Below are 22,711 nucleotides of genomic sequence, written 5' to 3' on the forward strand. Positions count from 1 at the left end.
ATCAGGCTTCGCGGCTGGCGCGCTTGCGCTCGTGCTCCTTCAGGAAGCGCTTGCGCAGGCGGATGCTCTTGGGCGTGATCTCGACCAGCTCGTCGTCTTCGATGAACTCGACGCCGTACTCGAGCGTGAGCTGGATCGGCGGCGTGATCTTGATCGCGTCCTCCTTGCCGCTGACGCGGAAGTTGGTGAGCTGCTTGGTGCGGGTGGCGTTGACCACGAGATCGTTGTCGCGGCTGTGGATGCCCACGATCATGCCTTCGTACACCGGGTCGTTGGCCTTCACGAACATGCGGCCGCGGTCGTCGAGCTTGCCGAGCGCGTAGTTGAAGATCTCGCCGTCGTCCATGCTGATGAGCACGCCGTTCTTGCGGCCGGCCACCTCGCCCTTGTGCGGCTCGTAGCCGTCGAAGATGTTGGCGATCAGGCCCGAGCCGCGCGTGAGGTTGAGGAACTCGTTGCTGAAGCCGATCAGGCCGCGCGCCGGAATGCGGTACTCCAGGCGCACGCGGCCGCGGCCGTCCGGGTCCATGTTGAGCAGCTCGCCCTTGCGCTCGCCCAGGGCCTGCATCACGGCGCCCTGGTGGGCTTCCTCGATGTCGGCGGTGACGAGTTCGATCGGCTCCAGGCGTTCGCCGTTCTCTTCCTTGAACACCACGCGCGGCTTGGACACGGCCAGCTCGTAGCCCTCGCGGCGCATGTTCTCGAGCAGGATGGTCAGGTGCAGTTCACCGCGGCCCGAGACCTCGAACACGCCGTCTTCGTCGGTGGCCTTCACGCGCAGGGCCACGTTGCTCTGCAGCTCTTTCTGCAGGCGGTCCCAGATCTGGCGGCTGGTGACGAACTTGCCTTCGCGGCCGGCCAGCGGGCTGGTGTTGACGCAGAAGTTCATGGTCAGCGTGGGCTCGTCCACCTTGAGCATGGGCAGCGGCTGCGGGTTGGCGGGGTCGGTCAGCGTCACGCCGATGCCGATGTCCTCGATGCCGTTGATGAGCACGATGTCGCCGGGGCCGGCTTCGGGGGCCTGCACGCGGTCCAGGCCCTGGAAGGTCAGCACCTGGTTGACGCGGCCCTTGAAGCTCTTGCCGTCCGGCCCTTCCATCACGAGCACGTCCATGGCGGGCTTGATGGTGCCGGCGCTGATGCGGCCCACGCCGATGCGGCCCACGAAGCTCGAGTAGTCGAGCGCGGAGATCTGCAGCTGCAGCGGCGCGGCGGGATCGCCCTGGTGCGCCGGCACGTGCTTGAGCACGGTCTCGAACAGGGCCGACATGTCGGGGCCCCACTGCTCGCCGGCCGGGCCTTCTTCGAGCGAGGACCAGCCGTTGATGCCCGAGGCGTAGACCACGGGGAAGTCGAGCTGTTCGTCGGTGGCGCCGAGCTTGTCGAACAGGTCGAAGGCGGCGTTGATGACCTTGTCGGGGTTGGCGCCGGGCTTGTCGACCTTGTTCACCACCACGATGGGCTTGAGGCCCAGGGCCAGCGCCTTCTTGGTCACGAAGCGGGTCTGCGGCATGGGGCCTTCCTGGGCGTCGATCAGCAGCAGCACGCCGTCGACCATGGACAGCGCGCGCTCGACCTCGCCGCCGAAGTCCGCGTGGCCCGGGGTGTCGACGATGTTGATGTGCGTGCCCTTCCAGCTCACCGCGCAGTTCTTGGCGAGGATGGTGATGCCGCGCTCGCGTTCGATGGCGTTGTTGTCCATCACGGTGTCGACCACCTTCTCGTGTTCGGCGAAGGTGCCCGACTGGCGCAGCAGCTGGTCGACCATGGTGGTCTTGCCGTGGTCGACGTGGGCAATGATGGCGATGTTGCGGATGGGTCTGCTCATGGTGTGGCCTCTGAGGTGTCGAGGATTTGCTGGATGTCGGTCGGGCTCAGCAAGCGGCCCGGAATGAGTTCACCGCCCTGCGTGTGGGCGGTGCCCAGCAGAACGGCTTGGGGGTGTGCGGGCGAGGCGGCGGGGCCGAACACGGCCACGCGCTCGCGGTTGGGCCAGTCGCCGCGGCGGCGCACGCCGCTCAGAAAGCGCCCGGCATGCTCGGCATCGAGCGTGACCCGCTCGTGACCGCCAAGCAGCGCATCGACCGGCCGCAGCGCCGCCAGGCGCTGCGCTTCGGGCAGGGCCTCGAAGGCCTCGAGCGTGATCGCGTCGGTCACGCTGAAGGGGCCGGTGGCCACGCGGCGCAGCGCGATCAGGTGGCCGCCGCAGCCCAGGGCTTCGCCGATGTCTTCGCCCAGGGTGCGGATGTAGGTGCCCTTGCTGCAGACCACGCGCAGGCGCAGCTGCGGCGCGTCGCCATCGAGTCGCATGTCGAGCAGCTCGATCTCGTGGATGGTCACGCGGCGCGGCGCGCGTTCCACGGTTTCGCCATCGCGCGCGTATTCGTAGAGGGCCTTGCCGTCTTTTTTGAGCGCGCTGTGCATGGGCGGCACCTGCTCGATCTCGCCCATGAAGCGGTCGAGCACCTCGACCACCTGGCCCACGCTGCATTGCACCGCGCGCGTGGCGATCACCTCGCCCTCGGCGTCGGCCGTGCTGGTGCGCACGCCCAGGCGAACCGTGGTCTCGTAGGTCTTGTCGGCGTCGAGGTGGAGCTGGCTGAACTTGGTGGCCGCGCCGAAACACAGCGGCAGCACGCCGGTGGCCAGCGGGTCGAGCGTGCCGGTGTGGCCGGCTTTCTCGGCGCGCAGCAGCCACTTGGCCTTCTGCAAGGCCTGGTTGCTGGAAAGACCCAGCGGCTTGTCGAGCAACAACACCCCATGCACAGGGCGCCGTTGCACCCTGGTGCGTGGCGCGTGCATCACTCGTCCTCGTTCTTGGAACGCGAAGCCACGGCCTTGGAGATCAAGGCGTTCATGTCGGCCGCGCGCTCGGTGGTGCGGTCGAACACGAAGTGCAGCGTGGGCACGGTGTGGATGTGCAGGCGCTTGAACAGCGCGTTGCGCAGGAAGCCGGCCGCGGCGTTGAGGCCTTCGGCGGTTTCCTCCGGGTTGCCGGTGAGCAGGCTGAAGAAGACCTTGGCGTGCGCGTAGTCGGGCGTGACCTCGACCGCGTTGAGCGTGACCATGCCCACGCGCGGGTCCTTCAACTCGCGCGCGATCAGCTCGGCCAGATCGCGCTGGATCTGGTCGGCCACGCGGTAGCCGCGGTTGGGAACGGAAGACGCCTTGCGGGGCATGGGAATCTCGCTTTGCCGGGGTGCTTACAGCGTGCGCGCCACTTCCTTGACCTCAAAGAACTCGAGCTGGTCGCCCTCTTTGATGTCGTTGTAGTTGCGCAGCTTGATACCGCACTCGAAGCCTTCCTTGACCTCGCGCACGTCGTCCTTGAGGCGCTTGAGCGACTCGAGCTCGCCCGTGTGCACCACCACGTTGTCGCGCAGCAGCCGGTAGTGGGCCGAGCGCGTGACCTGGCCCGAGGTGACCATACAGCCGGCCACGGTACCGATCTTGGAGGCCACGAACACCGTGCGGATCTCGGCCATGCCGATGACCTCTTCGCGCTTCTCGGGGGCGAGCATGCCGGACATGGCCGCCTTCAGCTCGTCGACCGCGTCGTAGATGATGTTGTAGTAGCGCAGGTCGATCTCGTTGCCCTCGGCCAGCTTGCGCGCACCGGCATCGGCGCGCACGTTGAAGCCGATGACCACGGCGCCCGAGGCGATCGCGAGGTTGATGTCGCTCTCGCTGATGCCGCCCACGCCCGCGTACACGAGCTGCACCCGCACCTCTTCGGTCGAGAGCTTGAGCAGCGCGGCGGCCAGGGCCTCCTGCGAGCCCTGCACGTCGGCCTTGAGGATGATGGGCAGGGTCTTGACCTCGCCCGCCGACATGTCGGCGAACATGTTCTCGAGCTTGGCGGCCTGCTGCTTGGCGAGCTTGGTGCTGCGGTACTTGCCCGCGCGGTAGGTGGCGATCTCGCGCGCGCGGCGCTCGTCGGCCATCACCATGAACTCGTCGCCGGCCTGCGGCACTTCGGCCAGGCCCTGGATCTCCACCGGAATCGAGGGGCCGGCTTCCTTGGTGTTGCGGCCGTTCTCGTCGAGCATGGCGCGCACGCGGCCCGAGGTCTGGCCCGCCAGCACCACGTCGCCGACCTTGAGCGTGCCGCTCTGCACCAGCACGGTGGCCACGGCGCCGCGGCCCTTGTCGAGGCGGGCTTCGATCACCAGGCCCTTGGCCATGGCGTCCACCGGGGCCTTGAGCTCGAGCACCTCGGCCTGCAGCAGCACCTGCTCGAGCAGTTCGTCGATGCCCAGGCCGGTCTTGGCCGACACCGCCACGAAGGGCGATTCACCACCGAATTCCTCGGGCACCACCTCTTCGCCCACGAGCTCGGACTTCACGCGCTCGATGTTGGCTTCGGGCTTGTCGGCCTTGGTCATGGCGACCACGATGGGAACGCCCGCGGCCTTGGCGTGCTTGATGGCTTCCTTGGTCTGCGGCATCACGCCGTCGTCGGCGGCGCAGACCAGGATCACGATGTCGGTGGCCTGGGCACCGCGCGCACGCATGGCCGTGAAGGCCTCGTGACCCGGGGTGTCGAGGAAGGTCACCATGCCGCGCGGCGTGTCCACGTGGTAGGCGCCGATGTGCTGCGTGATGCCGCCGGCTTCGCCCGCGGCCACCTTGGCGCGGCGGATGTAGTCGAGCAGCGAGGTCTTGCCGTGGTCCACGTGGCCCATGACGGTGACCACGGGAGCGCGCGGCAGCGCCTCGGCCTGCTGGCCCTGCACCTCTTCTTCGGTGAAGGCCTCGGGGTCGTCGAGGGCGGCCTGCACCGCCTTGTGGCCCAGTTCTTCCACCAGGATCATCGCGGTGTCCTGGTCGAGCGACTGGTTGATGGTGACCATCTGGCCCAGCTTCATGAGCTGCTTGATCACCTCGGACGATTTCACCGCCATCTTGTGCGCGAGTTCGGCCACCGTGATGGTCTCGGGCACGTGCACCTCGATCTGCTTGAACTCGGTGGGCGCCTGGAAGCTGCCCTGGCCGTCGCGGCTGTCGCGGCTGTCGCCGCGGCGGCCCTTGGGCCCGCTGCGCCAGTTGCTGCGGCCCGAGCTGGTGTCGCCACGGGTCTTGATCTCTTTCTTCTTGGCCGCGTCGTCCTTCCAGGTGGAAGACAGGTTCTCCGACTTGACCTCTTTCTTGCCGGCCGTGCCGGGCGCGGCCGGCGTGGCGGCCGCGGGCGCCTTGGTGGGCGTGCCCGCGGGCTTGTGCAGCGTGCCCTTGAGGCCGGCCTTCGCGTCGGGCGCGGGCTCGGGCTTCTTGGCCACCAGCGTCTTCGCGGGCGCGGCCATCATGGCGCGGATGTTCGCGGCCTCGGCTTCGGCCTTGCGGCGGCGCTCGAGCAGGTCGGCCGCGCGCGCCTCTTCAGCCTTCTTGTCTTCGGCGGCCTTGGCCGCGGCGGCCGCAGCGGCGGCTTCCTTGTCCGGACCCTTGACCTTCACGGCCACGGGCTTGGCCGGGGCAGCGGCTTCGGCGGCCGGCGCAGCGGCCTCTTTGGGCGTGGCGGCGTCGGCCGCGGCTTTGGCGGCCGCAGCGGCTTCGGCCGCGGCCTTGGCGGCGGCCGCGGCTTCGGCGGCGCGGGCCTCTTCGGCTTCACGCGCGGCGCGCTTGGCGGCCAGCTCTTCTTCCTGGCGGCGGATCAGCTCGGCCTGGCGGCGGGCCTCTTCCTCGCGGCGGGCCAGCTCGGCCGGGTCGATCGCGGGCACCGCGGGTTCGGCCGCGGGCGCCTCGGCCTCGGTCGTCGTGGGCTCGTCATCGCGCTTGATGAAGGTGCGCTTCTTGCGCACCTCGACCTGGATCGTGCGCGCACGGCCCATGGCGTCGGCCTGCTTGATCTCGGACGTGGACTTCTTGACCAGCGTGATCTTTTTGCGCTCGCCGCTGGCGGTGCCGTGTGCGGCCTGCAGGTGGCCCAGCAGGCGCTGCTTGTCGGCTTCGGTGATGGGATCGGACGGCGCGGTCTTGCGCACACCCGCGGCCGTGAGCTGCTCGAGCAGCACGGAGGCGGGTTTGTTCAATTCGGCGGCGAATTCGGCGACGGTGGTACTGGTCATGTGTGCTGTGCTCCGTGGGCCTCCGTGATCAGGATTGCGGCTGCGCTTCGTCACCGGCGGTGAACCAGTGGGCGCGGGCTTTCATGATCAGGTCGGTGGCGTCCGCATCGGACTGGCCGGTGATCTCGGTCAGTTCGTCGGTGGCCAGGTCGGCCAGGTCGTCGCGGGTGTGGATGCCGGCCTCGGCCAGCTTGGCAATCAGTTCGGGCGTGATGCCTTCGAGGTCCTTGAGGTTCTGCGACACCTCTTCGACGTTTTCCTCGCGCGCGATTTCCATCGTGAGCAGGGCGTCCTTGGCGCGCGTGCGCAGCTCGTTGACGGTGTCTTCGTCGAAGGACTCGATCTCGAGCATTTCCTGCAGCGGCACGTAGGCCACCTCTTCGAGGCTGGTGAAGCCTTCCTCGATCAGGATGTCGGCGATCTCCTGGTCCACGTCGAGCTTGGACATGAACAGCTCGCGGATGCCGCTGGCCTCTTCGGCCTGCTTCTGGGCCGATTCGTCGGCCGTCATGATGTTGATGCGCCAGCCCGTGAGTTCGCTGGCCAGGCGCACGTTCTGGCCGCCGCGGCCGATGGCGATCGCGAGGTTCTCCTCGTCGACCACCACGTCCATGGCGTGGCGCTCTTCGTCGACCACGATGGACACCACGTTGGCCGGCGCGAGCGCGCCGATCACGAACTGCGCCGGGTCTTCGGACCACAGCACGATGTCCACGCGCTCACCCGCGAGTTCGTTGGTGACGGCGTTCACGCGCGAGCCGCGCACACCCACGCAGGTGCCGATCGGGTCGATGCGCTTGTCGAAGCTGTGCACGGCGATCTTGGCGCGCGAGCCCGGGTCGCGGGCGCACTTCTTGATCTCGAGCAGGCCCTGCTCGATCTCGGGCACTTCCTGGCGGAACAGCTCGATCATGAACTCGGGGGCCGAGCGCGACAGCAGGATGGGCGCGCCACGCAGCGTGAGGTCGACCTCCATGATCATGGCGCGCACGCGATCGCCGGTGCGGAAGTTTTCCTTGGGGATCATCTCGCCGCGCTTGAGGCGGCCTTCGACGCGGCCGCTCTCGACGATCAGGTCGCCCTTGTCCATGCGCTTGATGGTGCCGACGAAGATCTTGTCGCCGCGCGACATGAAGTCGTTGAGCAGCATCTCGCGCTCGGCGTCGCGGATCTTCTGCAGGATGACCTGCTTGGCGGCCATGGCGCCGATGCGGCCGATGGGCACGCTCTCGACCGGCTTCTCGATGTAGTCGCCCTCTTCGATGTCGGCGATCTCGTCGCGCGCATCGGACAGCAGCTCTTCGGCGTCGGGGTTCTGCAGGCCGGCCTCATCGGGCACCACGAGCCAGCGGCGGAAGGTTTCGTAGGCGCCCGTGTCCGGGTCCATGGCCACGCGGATGTCGACCTCGCCCTTGTAGAGCTTCTTCGTCGCCGAGGCCAGCGCCTGCTCGACCGCACCCAGCACCACGTCGCGCTCGACGTTCTTCTCGCGCGAGATGGCATCGATCAGCATCAACATTTCGCGGTTCATCGTTTTGCCTGCCTTTCCAGTTCGATCCTTGGTCTTGTCCTGCGGCGCCTCAGGCACCCGGGGCGCCCCGCCCCTTGAAATTCACGATCGGCGCCAGCCGCGCCTGTGCGATTTCGTCCAGCGTGAAGCCCAGCGCCTGCAACGGCGCGGCTTCGCGCTTCTTGCTCACGCGCTGGCCCGGCTTGGGCGGCGGCTCGTCGCTCCAGACGATCTGCCACTGCCCGGTCTGCGCCCAGCCCTCGGCCCGCTCGAGCGTGCCGCGGAATTTCTTGCGGTTGGCCGCCACAGCGCCATTGGCGCCGAGCGCGGCCTTGAGCGTGATGTCGACCACCTGGCCCTCGAAACGGCGGAAGTCGTTCTCGTGGCGCAGCGGGCGGTCGATGCCCGGCGAGCCCACCTCGAGCCGGCGGTAATCGGTGCCCTCGACCTCCAGCGCATACTGCAGCTGGCGCGTGACGCGCTCGCAGTCCTCGACGGTCACGAACTGCTCGGTCGGCAGCGGCTGGCCCGCTTCGGGCGGTGTCCAGGGCAGGTCGATCGTCACGCGCAGCAAGCCGCCGGCGGACCGCTCCAGGTCCACCAGGTCAAAGCCGAGTCCGGCCACGGTTTGTGCGACGGTGTCTTGCCAGCCCATGAATGAAATGCGTCGAGCCGGTGACGGTTTCCCGCCCGGCCAAAAAAAATGGGCCGGTGGTAACCCGCCCATTTGGTCGTGAAGCGCGCATTGTAGCCGCCCGGGGGGCCGCTAGCAAGCCGCGAGCCAGGCTTTTTCAGATGCCGATCACCCACTGGATGAGGCTCTTGGCCAGAAACCCCACCATGCCGAAGGACAGCACCAGGAACAGCACGAACGTGCCGAAACGCCCGGCCTTGGATTCGCGCGCGAGCTTGTAGACGATGAACAGCATGTAGGCGATGAAGGCGCCGATGCCGAAGGTGAGACCGAACTGAGCGATCTGCGCCTCGGTGAAGCCCCACAGGGTGCCGGGAGGCATGGCTCAGGCCTCCCGCCGGTCCGGGGCGAGCTCGCGGTAGGCGTGCCAGCTCGCGTGCGCCAGCCAGGGAATCACCACCACCAGGCCCAGCAGCGCCGGCAGCATGGCCAGCGCCACGAGCAGCGCGAGCAGCAGCGCCCAGGCCACCAGCAGCACCGGGTGGTTGGCCACGGCGCGCCAGCTCGCGCCCACGGCCACGTGCACCGGCACCGGGCGGTCGACCAGCATGGGCAGGGCCACCACGGTGCTGGCGAACACCGGCGCGGCCAGCAAGGCGCCCTGCAGCATCCAGACCTCGAACAGCCCGGGCTCGGGCGCGAGCACGACCACGCGCAGGAAGTCCAGCGGCTTTTCGATCGGCATCGGCGCCGCCAGCGTGATGAGGCCGGCCGAGCTCAGCACCCAGCCGGTGCCCGCCAGCGCCAGCAGCAGCCCGAAGCGCACCAGCCGCGGATCGCGCGAGCGCCACACCGCGAGCACCTCGCGCAGCGCCAGGCGCCGGCCCGTGGCGAGCGCACGGCTCACCGCGTACAGGCCCGTGGCCAGGATGGGCGCCACGATCAGGAAGCCCGAGAACGCGCCCGCGAGCAGCCAGAAGCGGTCGTGCGCCACCAGCAACAGCAGCTGGCCGAACAGCGCGATCAGCACCCCGTGCAGCAGGCCGGGCGCGGGGTGGGCGAGCAGGTCGCGCCAGCCCAGGGCGAGCCAGCGCAGGGGCGACGGGTGGGGGTTCGGGGAAGCGTCGGGCATGGCCGGTGATTGTGGCCGCGGCACCGTGCCGCGGCCCTGACCTGGATCAAGCGGCGGCGCGCACCAGCAGCTGCGTGTAGGGGTGCTCGGGCGCGGCCAGCACCTGCAGCGCGGGGCCGCGCTCCACCACCGCGCCGTCCTTCATCACGATGACCTCGTGCGCCATGGCGCGGATCACGTCCACGTCGTGCGTGATGAGCAGATAGCTCAGGGCCCGCTCGCGCTGCAGGCGCTGCAGCAGCGCCAGCACCTGCTTTTGCACCGTCACGTCGAGCGCGCTGGTGGGCTCGTCGAGCACCAGCAGTTGCGGCTCCACGATCAGGGCGCGCGCGATCGCCAGGCGCTGGCGCTGGCCGCCCGAGAACTCGTGCGGGTAACGCTGCATCAGGGCCTGGGCGGCGGCCGGGCTCTCGGCCAGCCCCACCTCGGCCAGCAACGCGGCCACGCGTTCGCGCCGCTCGGCCACCGACAACTCAGGTCGGTGCACCTGCAGGCCCTCGCCCACGATCTGCTCGATGGTGAGCCGTGGCGAGAGCGAGGAGAACGGGTCCTGGAACACCACCTGCACGCGCTGGCGCAGCGCGCGCAGGCCGCGCTGGCGCCGGGCCGCTTCCCAGTCGGTGCCGGCCACCACCAGACGGCCCTGGAAGGGCAGCAGGCCCAGCGCCGCCAGCGCGAGCGTGCTCTTGCCCGAGCCCGACTCGCCGATGACGCCCAGCGTGCGGCCCGCGGGCACGGCGAGCGTGGCGTTCTGCACCGCGGTGAACACACCCTTGCGGAACCAGCCCTTGAAGCCGGAGAGCGGCACGGGGTAGTCCACGCGCAGGCACTCGGCCTGCAGCGCGGGCGCGGCACTCGAGGGCGCGGGCGATTCGTCCACCGCGCGCTCGGGCCGGCTCGCGAGCAGCTTGCGCGTGTAGGCGTGCTGCGGCCGCTCGAACACCTCGGCCACCGTGCCATGCTCCACCAACTGGCCCTTTTCCATCACGGCCACGCGGTCGGCAAAGCGGCGCACCAAGTTCAGGTCGTGCGTGATGAGCAGCACCGCCATGCCGTGCGTGCGCTGCAGCTCGGCCAGCAGCTCGAGGATCTGGCCGCGCAGGCTCACGTCGAGTGCCGTGGTGGGCTCGTCGGCGATCAGCAGCTTCGGGCGGCTCGCCAGCGCCATGGCGATCATGGCGCGCTGGCGCTGGCCGCCGCTCAACTGGTGCGGGTAGGCGCGGGCGCGGCGTTCGGGCTCGGGAATGCCGGTGGACCGCAGCAGCTCGACCACGGCGGCGCGCGCTTGGGCCGCGTCGAGGCCGCGCTTGAGCTGCAGCACCTCGGCGATCTGGTTGCCCACGGTGTAGAGCGGGTTGAGCGCCGTCATGGGCTCCTGGAAGATCACGGCCACCTCGTCGCCGCGCACGCCGCGCAGTTCGCGCTCGCCCAGCGCGAGCAGGTCGCGCCCGCCGAGCCGGGCCTGGCCCGAGACCTCGGCGTTGACCACCAGGCGCAGCAGCGACAGCGCCGACACGGTCTTGCCCGAGCCCGACTCGCCCACCAGCGCGAGCTTCTCGCCCGGCGCGATCGCGAAGTCGATGCCGTGCACCACGGGCTGGCCGCCAAAGGCCACGCGCAGGCCTTGCACCTCGAGCAGCGGCGCGGCGGGCTGGGGCTCAGACATCCTGTTTCCTCGGGTCGAGGGCGTCTCGCAGCGCGTCGCCCATGAAGGTGAGCAGCAGCAGCGTGATCACGAGCACGCCGAACGTGGACAGCGAGATCCACCAGGCGTCGATGCTGTTCTTGCCCTGGCTCAGCAGCTCGCCCAGCGAGGGCGTGCCCGGCGGCACGCCCAGGCCGAGGAAGTCGAGCGAGGTGAGCGCGAGGATGGCCGCGCTCATGCGGAACGGCAGGAAGGTGACCACCGGCGTGAGGCTGTTGGGCAGGATGTGGCGCCAGATGATCTGCGCATTGCTCAGGCCCATGGCGCGCGCGGCGCGCACGTAGTCGAGCTGGCGGTTGCGCAGGAATTCGGCGCGCACGTAGTCGGACAGCCCCATCCAGCCGAACAGGCTCAGCAGGATGAGCAACAGGCCCACGCTGGGCGCAAACACCGCCGAGAAGATGATGAGCAGGTAGAGCTCGGGCATGGAGCCCCAGATCTCGATGAAGCGCTGGAAGGCCAGGTCGGTGCGGCCGCCGAAGAAGCCCTGGATCGCGCCCGTGATCACGCCCAGCACCACGCCGATGGCGGTGAGCGCGAGCGCGAACAGCACGCTCACGCGAAAGCCGTAGATGAGCTGGGCCAGCAGGTCGCGCCCGCGGTCGTCGGTGCCCAGCCAGTTGGCCCGGCTCGGGCCCGAGGGGTTGGGTTGCTCGGCGAAGTAGTTGATGGTCTGCGAGCCGTAGGGGTTGGGCGCGTAGAGGGCCCAGTTGCCGCCCTGGGTGATGCGCTCGCGGATGAAGGGGTCGAGGTAGTCGGTGGGGGTCTGGAAATCGCCGCCGAACACGGTCTCGGGCAGGTCCTGCACGATGGGGAAATGGGTCTTGCCCTCGTAGCGCACGATCAGTGGCCGGTCGTTGGACAACAGCTCGGCGCACAGGCTGGCGACCACGAGCACGCAGAACAGCACCAGGCTCCAATAGCCCAGGCGGTTGCGCTTGAAGCGCTGCCAGGCGCGGCGGCCCGGACTGGGCGAAGGGCTGGCGGGGGTGACGGGTGTGGAGGCCATCAGTCGAACTTCACGCGCGGGTCGACCCACACGTAGCACAGGTCCGAGACCAGCTTGGTGACCAGACCGATCAGGGTGAACAGGAACAGCGTGCCCATCACCACCGGGTAGTCGCGGCGGATCACGCTCTCGTAGCTCAGCAGGCCCAGGCCATCGAGCGAGAACAGGGTCTCGATCAGCAGCGCGCCCGTGAAGAAAGCGCCGATGAAGGCCGCGGGAAAGCCCGTGACGATGGGGATCATGGCGTTGCGCATCACGTGCTTCCAGAGCACCTGGCGCTCGCCCAGGCCCTTGGCGCGCGCGGTCATCACGTACTGCTTGCGGATCTCTTCGAGAAACGCGTTCTTGGTGAGCATGCCCGTGACCGCGAAGCTGCCCAGCACCATGGCGGTGACGGGCAGCGCGATGTGCCAGAGGTAATCGACGATGCGCGCGCCCCAACCCAGCTCGTCCCAGTTGGCCGAGGTGAGGCCGCGCAGGGGGAACCACTGCAGCTGCCCGCCGAAGATCACCAGCAGGGCCACGCCGAGCACGAAGCCCGGGATCGCGTAGCCCACGAGCACGATCAGCGTGGTCACGAGGTCAAAGCGCGTGCCCGCGCGCACCGCCTTGGCCACGCCCAGCGGCACGGCCACGCCGTAGCTGATGAGAAAGGTCCACAGCCCCAGGCTGATGGACACCGGCAGCTTCTCGGCGATGAGCTGGCCCACGGGCTTGTTCTGGAAGAAGCTGGTGCCGAGGTCGAAGCGCGCGAAGCGGCCGAGCATCTCGATGAAGCGCTGGTGCGCGGGCTTGTCGAAACCGTACAGCGCCTTGATCTGCTCGATGCGCTTGGGGTCCACGCCCTGCCCGCCGCGGTAGACCGAAGCGCCTTCGGCCCCGGGCCCCGCGGCCGCACGCGCCTCGGCCAGGTACTGCTCCACCGGGCCGCCAGGCACGAACTGGATCACCACGAAGGTGATCAGCAGCACGCCGAACAGCGTGGGCAGCATGAGCAACAGGCGCTTGAGGATGTAGACCCACATGGCGTGTCAGTCCTGTTTCGGCGGGGCGGCCCACCAGGTGTCGATGGCCCAAGACTCGCCTTGGGCATAGGGCGGCATGTCGGCCGGGCGTTGCAGCCGCCACGCGTTGTAGGCCATGCGGTGCGTGGACGCCGACCACTGCGGGATCAGCACATGGCTGTGCGCAACCGCGCGGTCGAGCGCGCGGCACGCGGCGAGGAAATCGGGCTTGGTGGCCGCGCCCACCATGCGCGCGATCAGCCGGTCGACCGCGGGGTTGGCCAGGCCCGCGTAGTTGCCCGAGTCGGGCGTTTTCGCGGCCTCGCTGCCGAAGATGTCGGCGTACTCCGCGCCCGGGTTGGGCGTGCCCTGGAAGTTGATCGAGATGATGTCGAAATCGAAGGTGCGCAGGCGCTGCTGGTACAGCGCGAAATCGACCGGCCGAAAGCGCAGCGTGACGCCGAGCTTTTGCAGGTTGCGGATCCAGGGCGAAACCACGCGCGCGCCGGTCTCGGCGCTGTCGAGGTACTCGAGCTCCAGCGGCTGGCCTTGCGCGTTGCGCAGCACGCCGTCCTGCACCGTCCAGCCCGCCTCGCGCAGCAGGGCCTGGGCCTTGCGCAGGTTGCCACGCAGCGAATCGGCGCCGTCGGTGCGCGGCGGCGCGTACATAGGGCCGAACACCGCGGGCGGCAGTTGCGCGCGCCCGGCTTCGAGCAGCGCGAGCTCGGGTGGCGCGGGCAGGCCGTCGGCCGCGCATTCGGTGTTGCCGAACAGGCCGCGCACGCGCTGGTAGGCGCCGTAGAACATCTGGCGGTTCATCCACTCGTAGTCGAGCGCCAGGCCCAGGGCCTCGCGCACGCGGATGTCGTCGAGCGGCTTGCGCCGGGTATTGAGCACATAACTCTGGAAACCCGTGGGCAGCTTGTGCGCGAACTCGCCCTTCACGAGTTCGCCGCTGTCGAACTTGCGGCCGTTCACGCGGCGCGCCCAGTCGCCCGCCGAGAAGAAGCGCATGAGGTCGAACTCGCCCGCCTTGAGGGCTTCGAGGCGCGCCGTGCTGTCCTTGTAGATCTTGACGGTGATGCGGTCGAAGTTGGCCGTGCCGCGGCGCACCGGCAGGTCGCGCGCCCAGTAGCCGGGATCGCGCACGTAGGTGATGTCGCGGCCGAACTTCACCGGGCCAATCTTGTAGGGCCCGCTGCCGATGGGCACGTCCATCACCACCTTGTCGAAGGTCTTGCGCTGGCCCGTGGCCGGGTCGATCTCATTGCCCCACTGGCGGCTGAAGATGGGGATGCCGCCGACCGTGAGCGGCAGCTCGCGGTTGGGCACCTTGAAGCGAAAGCGCACCATGCGCTCGCCCAGCACGTCCAGGCCCGCCACGTCGGCGAGGATGGTCTTGTACGCGGGCGAGGTGTGCGGCCCGAGCAGGGTGTCGAAGCTGAACTTCACGTCGGCCGCGAGCACCGGGTCGCCGTTGTGGAAGCGCGCGGTGTTGCGCAGCCGGAAGGTGGCCGACAGGCCGTCGGGCGCGGCCTGCACGTCTTCGGCCAGCAGGCCGTAGGCGGCGCCGGTTTCATCGAGCGCGCCCACGAGCAGGCTGTCGAACATCAGGCCGCTCAAGTAGGCGGGTGCGCTGCCACGCAGCGTGAAGGGGTTGTACTTGTCGAAGGTGCTCGTGCGCAGGTTGCTCACGAGGCGCAGTTCACCGCCCTTGGGCGCCTGCGGGTTCACGTAGTCGAAATGGCTGAAGCCGTTCGGGTACTTGAGCTCGCCCCACAGCGCATAGCCGTGGGCGGCCCAGGCGGGTGGCAGTGCCGCTACCAGCGAGGCCCCCAACAGCAGCCCGGCGGTCCAGCGGGCCAGGGTTCTGCGTAAAAGGGGTGCGGGTACCTGCATGCGACAATTCTGCGGCAATTTTTTCTGGAGTCAGCACCATGGGTTTTCTCGCCGGCAAGCGCTTCCTGATCACGGGCGTGTTGTCCAACCGGTCCATCGCCTACGGCATCGCCAAGGCCTGCCACGCACAGGGCGCCGAGCTCGCTTTCAGCTACGTGGGTGAGCGTTTCAAGGATCGGATCACCGAATTCGCGGCCGAGTTCAACTCCACGCTGGTGTTCGATTGCGACGTGGGCGACGACGCCCAGATCGAAGCCATGTTCACCGAGCTGGGCAAGACCTGGCCCAAGTTCGACGGCTTCGTGCACGCCATCGGCTTCGCGCCGCGCGAGGCCATCGCGGGCGACTTCCTCGACGGCCTCTCGCGCGAGGCCTTCAAGATCGCGCACGACATCAGCGCCTACAGCTTCCCGGGCATGGCCAAGGCCGCCCTGCCCTACCTGAGCGACAAGGCCGCGCTGCTCACGCTGAGCTACCTGGGCGCCGTGCGGGCCGTGCCCAACTACAACACCATGGGCCTGGCCAAGGCCAGCCTGGAAGCCTCGGTGCGCTACCTGGCCGAATCGCTGGGTCCCAAGGGCATGCGTGTGAACGGCATCAGCGCCGGCCCGATCAAGACGCTCGCGGCCAGCGGCATCAAGGGCTTCGGCAAGCTGCTCAACCTCGTGGCCGACGTGTCGCCGATCCGCCGCAACGTGACCATCGAAGACGTGGGCAACGTGGCGGCCTTTCTGCTGTCGGACCTCTCGGCCGGCGTGACCGCCGAGATCATCTACGTGGACGGCGGCTTCAGCCAGCTCGTGGGCGATTCGAGCCAGGCCGCTTGAGGCCTGGCCCTGCGCGTGAAAGCCTGGCTCAGGCTTTCACGCAGTCGGCGAAGTAGGCCTTTCGCCCGTCTTCGCCCACCACCTCCACGAGGCCGTGGATGTCGGTCTCGAAGCCCGGGCACTCGCGCGCGAACTCGCGGTTGAATTTGAGGTAGTCGACGATCTTGCGGTTGAAGACCTCGCCCGGGATCAGCAGCGGAATGCCCGGCGGGTATGGCGTGACCAGGCTGGTGGTGATACGGCCCTCGAGCGCGTCGATGGCCACGCGCTCGGTGCGGCGCTGCGCGATGCAGGCGAAGGCATCGCTGGGCTTCATGGCGGGCGTGAGGTCGCTCAGGTACATCTCGGTGGTCAGGCGCGCGATGTCGTGGCGCGCGTACAGCGTGTGCACGTGCTGGCACAGATCGCGCAGGCCCATCTGCTCGTAGCGCGGCTGCTTGGCGCAGAACTCCGGCATGATGCGCCACATCGGCTGGTTCTTCTCGTAGTCGTCCTTGAACTGCTGCAGCGCGGTCAGCAGCGTGTTCCAGCGGCCCTTGGTGATGCCGATGGTGAACATGATGAAGAAGCTGTAGAGGCCGGTCTTCTCCACCACCACGCCGTGCTCGGCGAGGAACTTGGTGACGATGGACGCGGGAATGCCCGTCTCACCGAAGCTGCCGTCGAGCTTGAGGCCCGGCGTGACGATGGTGGCCTTGATCGGGTCGAGCATGTTGAAGCCCGGCGCCATGTCGCCGAAGCCGTGCCAGTCGCGCTCGGTGTGCTGCTCGGCCGCGTCGTCGCGGCGGCGGTTGAGCACCCAGTCGCGTGACTCACCGATGCCTTCGTCGGTGAGGTGGTCGGGGCCCCAGACCTGGAACCACCAGTCGTCTTCGCCGAACTCGGCCTCGACCTTGCGCATGGCGCGGCGGAAATCGAGCGCCTCGAGCAGGCTTTCTTCCACCAGCGCGCGGCCGCCCGGCGGCTCCATCATGGCCGCAGCCACGTCGCAGCTCGCAATGATCGCGTACTGCGGGCTGGTGCTGGTGTGCATCAGGTACGACTCGTTGAACAGGTGCCGGTCGAGCTTGACGTTCTGCGAGTCCTGCACGAGCACGTGACTCGCCTGGCTGATGCCCGCGAGCAGCTTGTGGATGGACTGCGTGGCGTACACCACCGACTCGAGCGGTCGCGCGCGCTTCTTGCCCATGGCGTGGTAGTTGCCATAGAACGGATGGAAGGCCGCGTGCGGCAGCCAGGCCTCGTCGAAGTGCAGGTTGGCCACGTAGCCGTCGAGCATCTGCTTGATGGCCTCGGTGTTGTAGAGCACGCCGTCGTAGGTGCTCTGCGTGATCGTGAGCACCCGCGGCTTCACCGCGTCCGCGTCCACGCCGGCCAGCAGCGGGTTGTTGCGGATCTTGTCGCGGATGGCCTCGATCTCGAACTCGCTTTGCGGGATCGGACCGATGATGCCGTAGTGGTTGCGCGTGGGCTTGAGGAAGACGGGGATCGCGCCCGTCATGATGATGCTGTGGAGGATGGACTTGTGGCAGTTGCGGTCCACCAGCACCACGTCGCCCGGGGCCACCGTGTGGTGCCACACCATCTTGTTGCTGGTGCTGGTGCCGTTGGTGACGAAGAAGCAGTGGTCGGCGTTGAAGATGCGCGCCGCGTTGCGCTCGGACGCCCCGATGGCGCCGTTGTGGTCGAGCAGCTGGCCCAGTTCTTCCACCGCATTGCACACGTCGGCGCGAAGCATGTTCTCGCCGAAGAACTGGTGGAACATCTGACCCACCGGCGTCTTGAGAAAGGCCACGCCGCCCGAGTGGCCCGGGCAGTGCCAGGAGTACGAGCCGTCTTCCGCGTAGTCGAGCAGCGCCTTGAAGAACGGGGGCTGGATGCCTTCGAGATAGCTCTTGGCCTCGCGGATGATGTGGCGCGCCACGAACTCCGGCGTGTCCTCGAACATGTGGATGAAGCCGTGCAGCTCGCGCAGGATGTCGTTGGGCAGGTGGCGGCTGGTCTTGGTCTCGCCGTAGATGTAGATCGGCACGTCGGCGTTCTTGCGCCGCACCTCGCCGATGAAGTTGCGCAGGTTGAGCACCGCGGGGTCGAGGTCGGGGCCCTGGGTGAATTCCTCGTCGTCGATGGACAGGATGAAGGCGCTCGCGCGGCTTTGCTGCTGGGCGAACTGCGACAGGTCGCCATAGCTCGTCACGCCCACCACCTCCATGCCCTCGCTCTCGATGGCCTGCGCGAGCGCGCGGATGCCCAGACCCGAGGTGTTCTCGGAGCGAAAGTCCTCGTCGATGATGACGATGGGAAAGCGAAACTTCATGCGGTTCTCCAGCGAAGCGCGCAAGTGTACGGAAAACACGTGTCGGCCCGTCCGCAGGGCGGCCCGTTTGGCGCAGAATGCCCGCAGCCGGGCCACGGGGCACGGCGCATTCCAACAAGGAGGAAGTGGCTCATGGCCGAATCGACCTGGTGGTGGCTGCTGGCGGGTGCGCTCGTGGCCGCCGAACTGCTCACCGGCACGTTCTACCTGCTCATGCTCGCGCTCGGCGCGGTGGCGGGCGCGCTCGCTGCGCACCTGGGGCTGCCGCTCACGGGACAGATCGTGGTGGCCGCGGTGGTCGGTGCAGCCGCGGTGGCAGGCTGGTACCTCAAGTCGCGCCGCCGCGAAGGCGACCCCTCTGTGCGCAGCCTGCGCAGCGTCAACCTCGATGTGGGCGAGGTCATCCACGTCGACCAGTGGAACCCCGACGGCACCGCCACGGTCAAGTACCGCGGGGCCGCCTGGACCGTGATCCAGCGCCCCGGCAACGCGCCCTCGCCCGGCGCCTACCGCGTGACCGAGCTGGTGGGCAACCGCCTGCTGGTCGAGAAGGTCTGACCGCCCTCGCCCCCTTGCAACCTCCAGACAGAACAAGACCATGGAACTCGCCATCCTGCTCATCGTCATCGCCGTCATCTTCGTCACGCGGGCCGTCAAGATCGTGCCCCAGCAAACCGCCTGGGTGGTGGAGCGCCTGGGCAAGTACCACGCTTCGCTGGCCCCGGGCCTGAACATCGTCATTCCCTTCATCGACAAGGTCGCCTACAAGCACAGCCTGAAAGAGATCCCGCTCGATGTGCCGAGCCAGGTCTGCATCACGCGCGACAACACCCAGCTGCAGGTCGACGGCATCCTGTACTTCCAGGTGACCGACCCGATGCGCGCGAGCTACGGCTCGTCGAACTACATCGTGGCCGTGACCCAGCTCGCCCAGACCTCGCTGCGCTCGGTGATCGGCAAGCTCGAGCTCGACAAGACCTTCGAGGAGCGCGACATGATCAACGCCCAGGTGGTCTCGGCCATCGACGAGGCCGCGCTCAACTGGGGCGTGAAGGTGCTGCGCTACGAAATCAAGGACCTCACCCCGCCGGCCGAGATCCTGCGCGCCATGCAGGCCCAGATCACCGCGGAACGCGAGAAGCGTGCGCTGATCGCCGCGTCCGAAGGCCGCCGCCAGGAGCAGATCAACATCGCCACCGGCGAGCGCGAAGCCTTCATCGCGCGCTCCGAGGGCGAGAAGCAGGCCGAGATCAACAAGGCGCAGGGCGAGGCCGCGGCCATCATTTCCGTGGCCGAAGCCACGGCCAGCGCGATTCGCCAGGTGGCAGAAGCCATCCGCCAGCCCGGAGGCCAGGAAGCGGTGCAGCTCAAGGTGGCCGAGAAGGCGGTGGACGCCTACGGCAAGGTGGCCGCCGACGCCACCACCACGCTCATCGTGCCCAGCAACATGACCGAGGTTTCGGCCCTGATCGGCTCCGCCATGAAGATGGTGCAGGCCGGCACGCCCAAGGCCTGAGCCCGCACCGGAGCCGAAGACACCATGGACGACCTCGCGCACAACGTGCTCGGCGGCGAGCTACAGGCCTGCTCGTTCGACCCGCTCACCGGCTTCTACCGCGACGGCTGCTGCCACACCGGCCCCGACGACGCCGGCACCCACGTGGTGTGCGCGCGTGTCACGAGCGAATTCCTCGCGTTCTCGGTGGCGCGCGGCAACGACCTCGTGACACCGCGTCCCCAATGGCGCTTCGCCGGCCTCAAGCCCGGCGACCGCTGGTGCCTGTGCGTGAGCCGCTGGCTCGAAGCCCTGGAGGCCGGCGTGGCGCCCCCGGTGGTGCTCGAAGCCACCCACCAGAACACGCTGCAGCACGTGCCCCTGGAGGTGCTGCAGCAGCACGCCTGGCGCAAGACCGAGGATGGCCGCACGGCGGGCTGAGCTACAATCGCGGGCTTCGCGGAGAGGTGGATGAGCGGTTTAAGTCGCACGCCTGGAAAGCGTGTGTGGGTTAATCCCCACCGCGGGTTCGAATCCCGCCCTCTCCGCCAGTGAACACGCAGAAAGCGGCCCCCGGGCCGCTTTTTTGTTGGCCGCCGGCCCTCTTGGGTCACAGAATCCCTCATGCGACTCGACGGCAAGCTCAAGACCTGGAACGACGACCGCGGCTTTGGCTTCATCCAGCCGGTCCACGGTGGCCAGGAAATCTTCGTGCACATCAAGGCCTTCCCAGGCGGGAGCGGTCGGCCGGTGGCGGGTCAGGCCCTGACCTTCGAGGTCGAGACGGCACCCGATGGCAAGAAGCGCGCTCGTGCGGTGCAGTACCCGGTGCGCAGCCGCGCCAAGCGCTCTCGCCGCGGCGAATCGCCGGCCCCCTGGACGATCCCCCGCTTGTTGGCCTTGCCCATGTTCATCGGCGCCGTGGTTTACATGGCCCTGCAAGCACCGGTGAAGCCCCTGGTCTACGCGATCTATGCCGCCATGAGCGCACTGGCTTTCCTCGCGTACGCGCTCGACAAGTCGGCCGCCACGCGCGGTCGCTGGCGCACCCCGGAAAGCACGCTCCACCTGTTGGGCCTCGCCGGGGGCTGGCCGGGCGCCTTGCTGGCGCAGCAGCTGCTGCGCCACAAAACATCCAAGCCGGCGTTCGTGAGCGTCTTCTGGGTCACCGTGGTGGTGAACATCGGGCTCTTCGCGGCCTGGCACCTCATGGCCCCCGGTTTGCAGGGATTGCCTTCATGAACACCGACCAACGCCTCACCGAACTCGAGATCAAGCTCTCCTACGCCGAGGACCTGCTCGATGAGCTCAACCTCACGGTCTACCGGCAGCAGCAACAGATCGATGCCCTGATGGCACAGGTGGCGGCCTTGCAGCAGCAGGCGCCGGAACCCGGTTCGGCACCGCGCAACCCCGCGCACGAGCTGCCGCCGCACTACTGAAGGCCGTTTCGCCGCAGGCCGCGCAAGAAGCCGCCAATTGCCGGCGGTACAGCCGGTTTTCGGGCCCATTGCACGCAAATGCGTCCGCGCCTTCAAACCCGGGCCTTGACTCGCTTAGACCCAAAAGTTACAATGCGAGCTTCCTAACAGCCAACAACTTCTGTTGGCGCTCCAGGCGCTACTCGCGGATCGTTCTGCATCCCGTCGCGGCGCTGGTGCCCTGGCCGGGCTTTGCCCGGCCGCCCCGGCTGACCCCGCTCAGCCACCCGACGCCGCGTCGCGCCACACCGTTCAGCCCCCTCGACCAGGCCCGCTGAACGGCCTCCCTGGCGTGCCACAGGCTCTGGCTCGTCGTTGTTTCGTCGTCTTCAGTGCCTGCTGCGTGGCTGCGGTTCGCGGCCGCCTGCGCCCCGTTTCCACAGGCGGCCATTGCCCAAAGCCCACCGAACAGGAGGCCCGCCGCAATGGCAAAAGACATTCAGATCGACCACGTGTTCAAGGTCTTCGGCGACGAGCCCGAGGCCGCCCTCGCCCTTGTTCGCGAGGGCCACAGCAAGCAGGACATCCTCGCGCAGACCGGCCAGTCCATCGGCGTGTTCGACGCGCACTTCGAGATCAAGGCCGGCGAGATCTTCGTCATCATGGGCCTGTCGGGCTCGGGCAAGTCCACGCTGGTGCGGCTGCTCAACCGCCTGATCGAACCCAGCGCGGGCCGCGTCGTGATCGACGGCCGCAACATCTTCGAGCACAGCGACCGCGAGCTGCGCGCCCTGCGCCGCAAGGACATCAGCATGGTGTTCCAGTCGTTCGCGCTCATGCCGCACATGACGGTGCGCGAGAACACCGCCTTCGGCCTGCAGCTGGCGGGCGTGGACAAGGCCACGCGCCTGGCCCAGGCCGACGAGGCGCTGGCCCAGGTGGGCCTGGAAGGCTGGGGTGACAGCTACCCCGACGAGCTCTCGGGCGGCATGCAGCAGCGCGTGGGGCTGGCGCGCGCGCTCGCGTCCGACCCGTCCATCCTGCTCATGGACGAGGCCTTCTCCGCGCTCGACCCGATCATCCGCAGCGACATGCAGAGCGAGCTGTTGCGGCTGCAGCAGGTCAGGCGCCGCACCATCGTGTTCATCTCGCACGACCTCGACGAGGCCATGCGCATCGGCGACCGCATCGCGATCATGAAAGACGGCCAGGTGGTGCAGGTGGGCACGCCCGAAGAAATCCTGCGCCACCCCGCCGACGACTACGTGCGCAACTTCGTGCGCGGCGTGGACGCGGCCGCCGTGTTCAAGGCCGGTGACATCGCGCGACGCAGCCAGGTGGTGGTGGCCGAGAGCCCCACGCGCGGTTCGCGCGCCGCGCTGTCCATGCTCGAACAGCAGGACCGCGAGTACGCCTACGTGGTCGACCCGCAGCAGCGGTTTCTGGGCATGGTCTCGGCCGATTCGCTGCGCACCGCGCTCAAGGGGCACGAAGGCCCGCTGGGCCTGCAGCACGCCTTCCTGCCGGGTGTGCAGACCGTGGCGCACAGCCACCCCGTGAACGAGCTCTTCGGCCAGGTGGCGCAGTCGCCCTGGCCGCTGCCGGTGGTGGACGAGGCGGGCCGCTACGCCGGCGCCATCAGCAAGACCACGCTGCTGCGGTTCATGGACCGCGGCAGCGATTGACGACGGAGGAC

20 protein-coding genes and 1 tRNA gene are annotated in these 22,711 nt (G+C 68.4%); 8 read left to right on the forward strand and 13 right to left on the reverse strand.

Going from position 1 to position 22,711, the window contains the following annotated elements:
- Nucleotide 1: 1 nt before the first annotated feature.
- The 12 genes from typA to WDZ95_RS17375 all read right to left on the reverse strand — a co-directional run bounded on the left by typA (nt 2) and on the right by WDZ95_RS17375 (nt 14,955).
- On the reverse strand, nt 2-1,828 hold the full coding sequence (typA, locus tag WDZ95_RS17320; RefSeq protein WP_166226699.1) for a translational GTPase TypA: 1,827 nt from the start codon (nt 1,826-1,828) through the stop codon (nt 2-4).
- Entirely contained in the window at nt 1,825-2,802 is a 978-nt protein-coding gene (truB, locus tag WDZ95_RS17325) for a tRNA pseudouridine(55) synthase TruB (protein WP_425780241.1), read from the reverse strand. The genes typA and truB overlap by 4 nt, the downstream gene beginning before the upstream one ends.
- Nucleotides 2,802-3,179 (reverse strand): 30S ribosome-binding factor RbfA, encoded by a 378-nt coding sequence (gene rbfA / locus WDZ95_RS17330; RefSeq protein ID WP_166226701.1) that lies wholly within the window; start codon nt 3,177-3,179, stop codon nt 2,802-2,804. The genes truB and rbfA overlap by 1 nt, the downstream gene beginning before the upstream one ends.
- 24 nt (nt 3,180-3,203) lie before the next feature.
- Entirely contained in the window at nt 3,204-6,062 is a 2,859-nt protein-coding gene (gene infB, locus WDZ95_RS17335) for a translation initiation factor IF-2 (RefSeq protein WP_425780243.1), read from the reverse strand.
- A 28-nt stretch (nt 6,063-6,090) separates the two neighbouring features.
- Nucleotides 6,091-7,593 carry a transcription termination factor NusA gene (gene nusA, locus WDZ95_RS17340; protein ID WP_166226703.1) on the reverse strand — a complete coding sequence of 501 codons (1,503 nt, stop codon included), beginning with the start codon at nt 7,591-7,593 and terminating at the stop codon, nt 6,091-6,093.
- Nucleotides 7,594-7,642: 49 nt separating this feature from the next.
- Complete coding sequence (rimP, locus tag WDZ95_RS17345) at nt 7,643-8,227, reverse strand: ribosome maturation factor RimP (protein ID WP_166226704.1); 585 nt, start codon at nt 8,225-8,227, stop codon at nt 7,643-7,645.
- Between the two features lie 136 nt (nt 8,228-8,363).
- Nucleotides 8,364-8,588: a DUF2788 domain-containing protein gene (locus tag WDZ95_RS17350; RefSeq protein ID WP_166226705.1), complete on the reverse strand. Its 225-nt coding sequence runs from the start codon at nt 8,586-8,588 to the stop codon at nt 8,364-8,366.
- Nucleotides 8,589-8,591: 3 nt separating this feature from the next.
- Nucleotides 8,592-9,338, reverse strand: a complete 747-nt coding sequence (locus WDZ95_RS17355; RefSeq protein WP_425780246.1) for a DUF2189 domain-containing protein — start codon at nt 9,336-9,338, stop codon at nt 8,592-8,594.
- A gap of 46 nt (nt 9,339-9,384) precedes the next feature.
- The gene (locus WDZ95_RS17360) at nt 9,385-11,004 is read right to left on the reverse strand and encodes an ABC transporter ATP-binding protein (protein ID WP_425780248.1); all 1,620 of its coding nucleotides are present in this window, start codon (nt 11,002-11,004) and stop codon (nt 9,385-9,387) included.
- Entirely contained in the window at nt 10,997-12,052 is a 1,056-nt protein-coding gene (locus tag WDZ95_RS17365) for an ABC transporter permease (RefSeq protein WP_425780250.1), read from the reverse strand. Before WDZ95_RS17365 ends, WDZ95_RS17360 begins: the two co-directional genes overlap by 8 nt.
- The gene (locus WDZ95_RS17370) at nt 12,052-13,077 is read right to left on the reverse strand and encodes a microcin C ABC transporter permease YejB (protein ID WP_425780252.1); all 1,026 of its coding nucleotides are present in this window, start codon (nt 13,075-13,077) and stop codon (nt 12,052-12,054) included. The genes WDZ95_RS17365 and WDZ95_RS17370 overlap by 1 nt, the downstream gene beginning before the upstream one ends.
- A gap of 6 nt (nt 13,078-13,083) precedes the next feature.
- Nucleotides 13,084-14,955: an extracellular solute-binding protein gene (locus WDZ95_RS17375; protein WP_425780254.1), complete on the reverse strand. Its 1,872-nt coding sequence runs from the start codon at nt 14,953-14,955 to the stop codon at nt 13,084-13,086.
- Between the two features lie 38 nt (nt 14,956-14,993).
- On the opposite strand from WDZ95_RS17375, the gene fabI reads away from it, so the two are divergent.
- Nucleotides 14,994-15,782, forward strand: coding sequence for an enoyl-ACP reductase FabI (fabI, locus tag WDZ95_RS17380; RefSeq protein ID WP_287469860.1), 789 nt, complete (start codon nt 14,994-14,996; stop codon nt 15,780-15,782).
- 28 nt (nt 15,783-15,810) lie between these two features.
- On the opposite strand, the gene WDZ95_RS17385 is transcribed toward fabI, so the two are convergent.
- Nucleotides 15,811-18,099 carry an Orn/Lys/Arg decarboxylase N-terminal domain-containing protein gene (locus WDZ95_RS17385; protein WP_425780256.1) on the reverse strand — a complete coding sequence of 763 codons (2,289 nt, stop codon included), beginning with the start codon at nt 18,097-18,099 and terminating at the stop codon, nt 15,811-15,813.
- Nucleotides 18,100-18,231: 132 nt separating this feature from the next.
- Here WDZ95_RS17385 and WDZ95_RS17390 point away from each other — a divergent pair, with 132 nt between their 5' ends.
- The 7 genes from WDZ95_RS17390 to proV all read left to right on the forward strand — a co-directional run bounded on the left by WDZ95_RS17390 (nt 18,232) and on the right by proV (nt 22,700).
- Nucleotides 18,232-18,657 carry an NfeD family protein gene (locus WDZ95_RS17390; RefSeq protein ID WP_166226712.1) on the forward strand — a complete coding sequence of 142 codons (426 nt, stop codon included), beginning with the start codon at nt 18,232-18,234 and terminating at the stop codon, nt 18,655-18,657.
- Between the two features lie 40 nt (nt 18,658-18,697).
- Nucleotides 18,698-19,615 carry an SPFH domain-containing protein gene (locus WDZ95_RS17395; protein ID WP_166226713.1) on the forward strand — a complete coding sequence of 306 codons (918 nt, stop codon included), beginning with the start codon at nt 18,698-18,700 and terminating at the stop codon, nt 19,613-19,615.
- Between the two features lie 24 nt (nt 19,616-19,639).
- On the forward strand, nt 19,640-20,035 hold the full coding sequence (locus WDZ95_RS17400) for a DUF2237 family protein (protein ID WP_425780259.1): 396 nt from the start codon (nt 19,640-19,642) through the stop codon (nt 20,033-20,035).
- A 20-nt stretch (nt 20,036-20,055) separates the two neighbouring features.
- Nucleotides 20,056-20,145, forward strand: a tRNA-Ser gene (locus WDZ95_RS17405).
- A gap of 73 nt (nt 20,146-20,218) precedes the next feature.
- Nucleotides 20,219-20,836 carry a DUF1294 domain-containing protein gene (locus tag WDZ95_RS17410; protein WP_425780261.1) on the forward strand — a complete coding sequence of 206 codons (618 nt, stop codon included), beginning with the start codon at nt 20,219-20,221 and terminating at the stop codon, nt 20,834-20,836.
- Nucleotides 20,833-21,036, forward strand: coding sequence for a SlyX family protein (locus tag WDZ95_RS17415; RefSeq protein WP_425780263.1), 204 nt, complete (start codon nt 20,833-20,835; stop codon nt 21,034-21,036). Before WDZ95_RS17410 ends, WDZ95_RS17415 begins: the two co-directional genes overlap by 4 nt.
- A gap of 464 nt (nt 21,037-21,500) precedes the next feature.
- Nucleotides 21,501-22,700, forward strand: a complete 1,200-nt coding sequence (gene proV, locus WDZ95_RS17420) for a glycine betaine/L-proline ABC transporter ATP-binding protein ProV (protein ID WP_166226716.1) — start codon at nt 21,501-21,503, stop codon at nt 22,698-22,700.
- Nucleotides 22,701-22,711 lie beyond the last annotated feature (11 nt).

The organism is Hydrogenophaga sp. T2 (assembly GCF_049843535.1).
Classification (GTDB): domain Bacteria; phylum Pseudomonadota; class Gammaproteobacteria; order Burkholderiales; family Burkholderiaceae_C; genus Hydrogenophaga; species Hydrogenophaga crocea.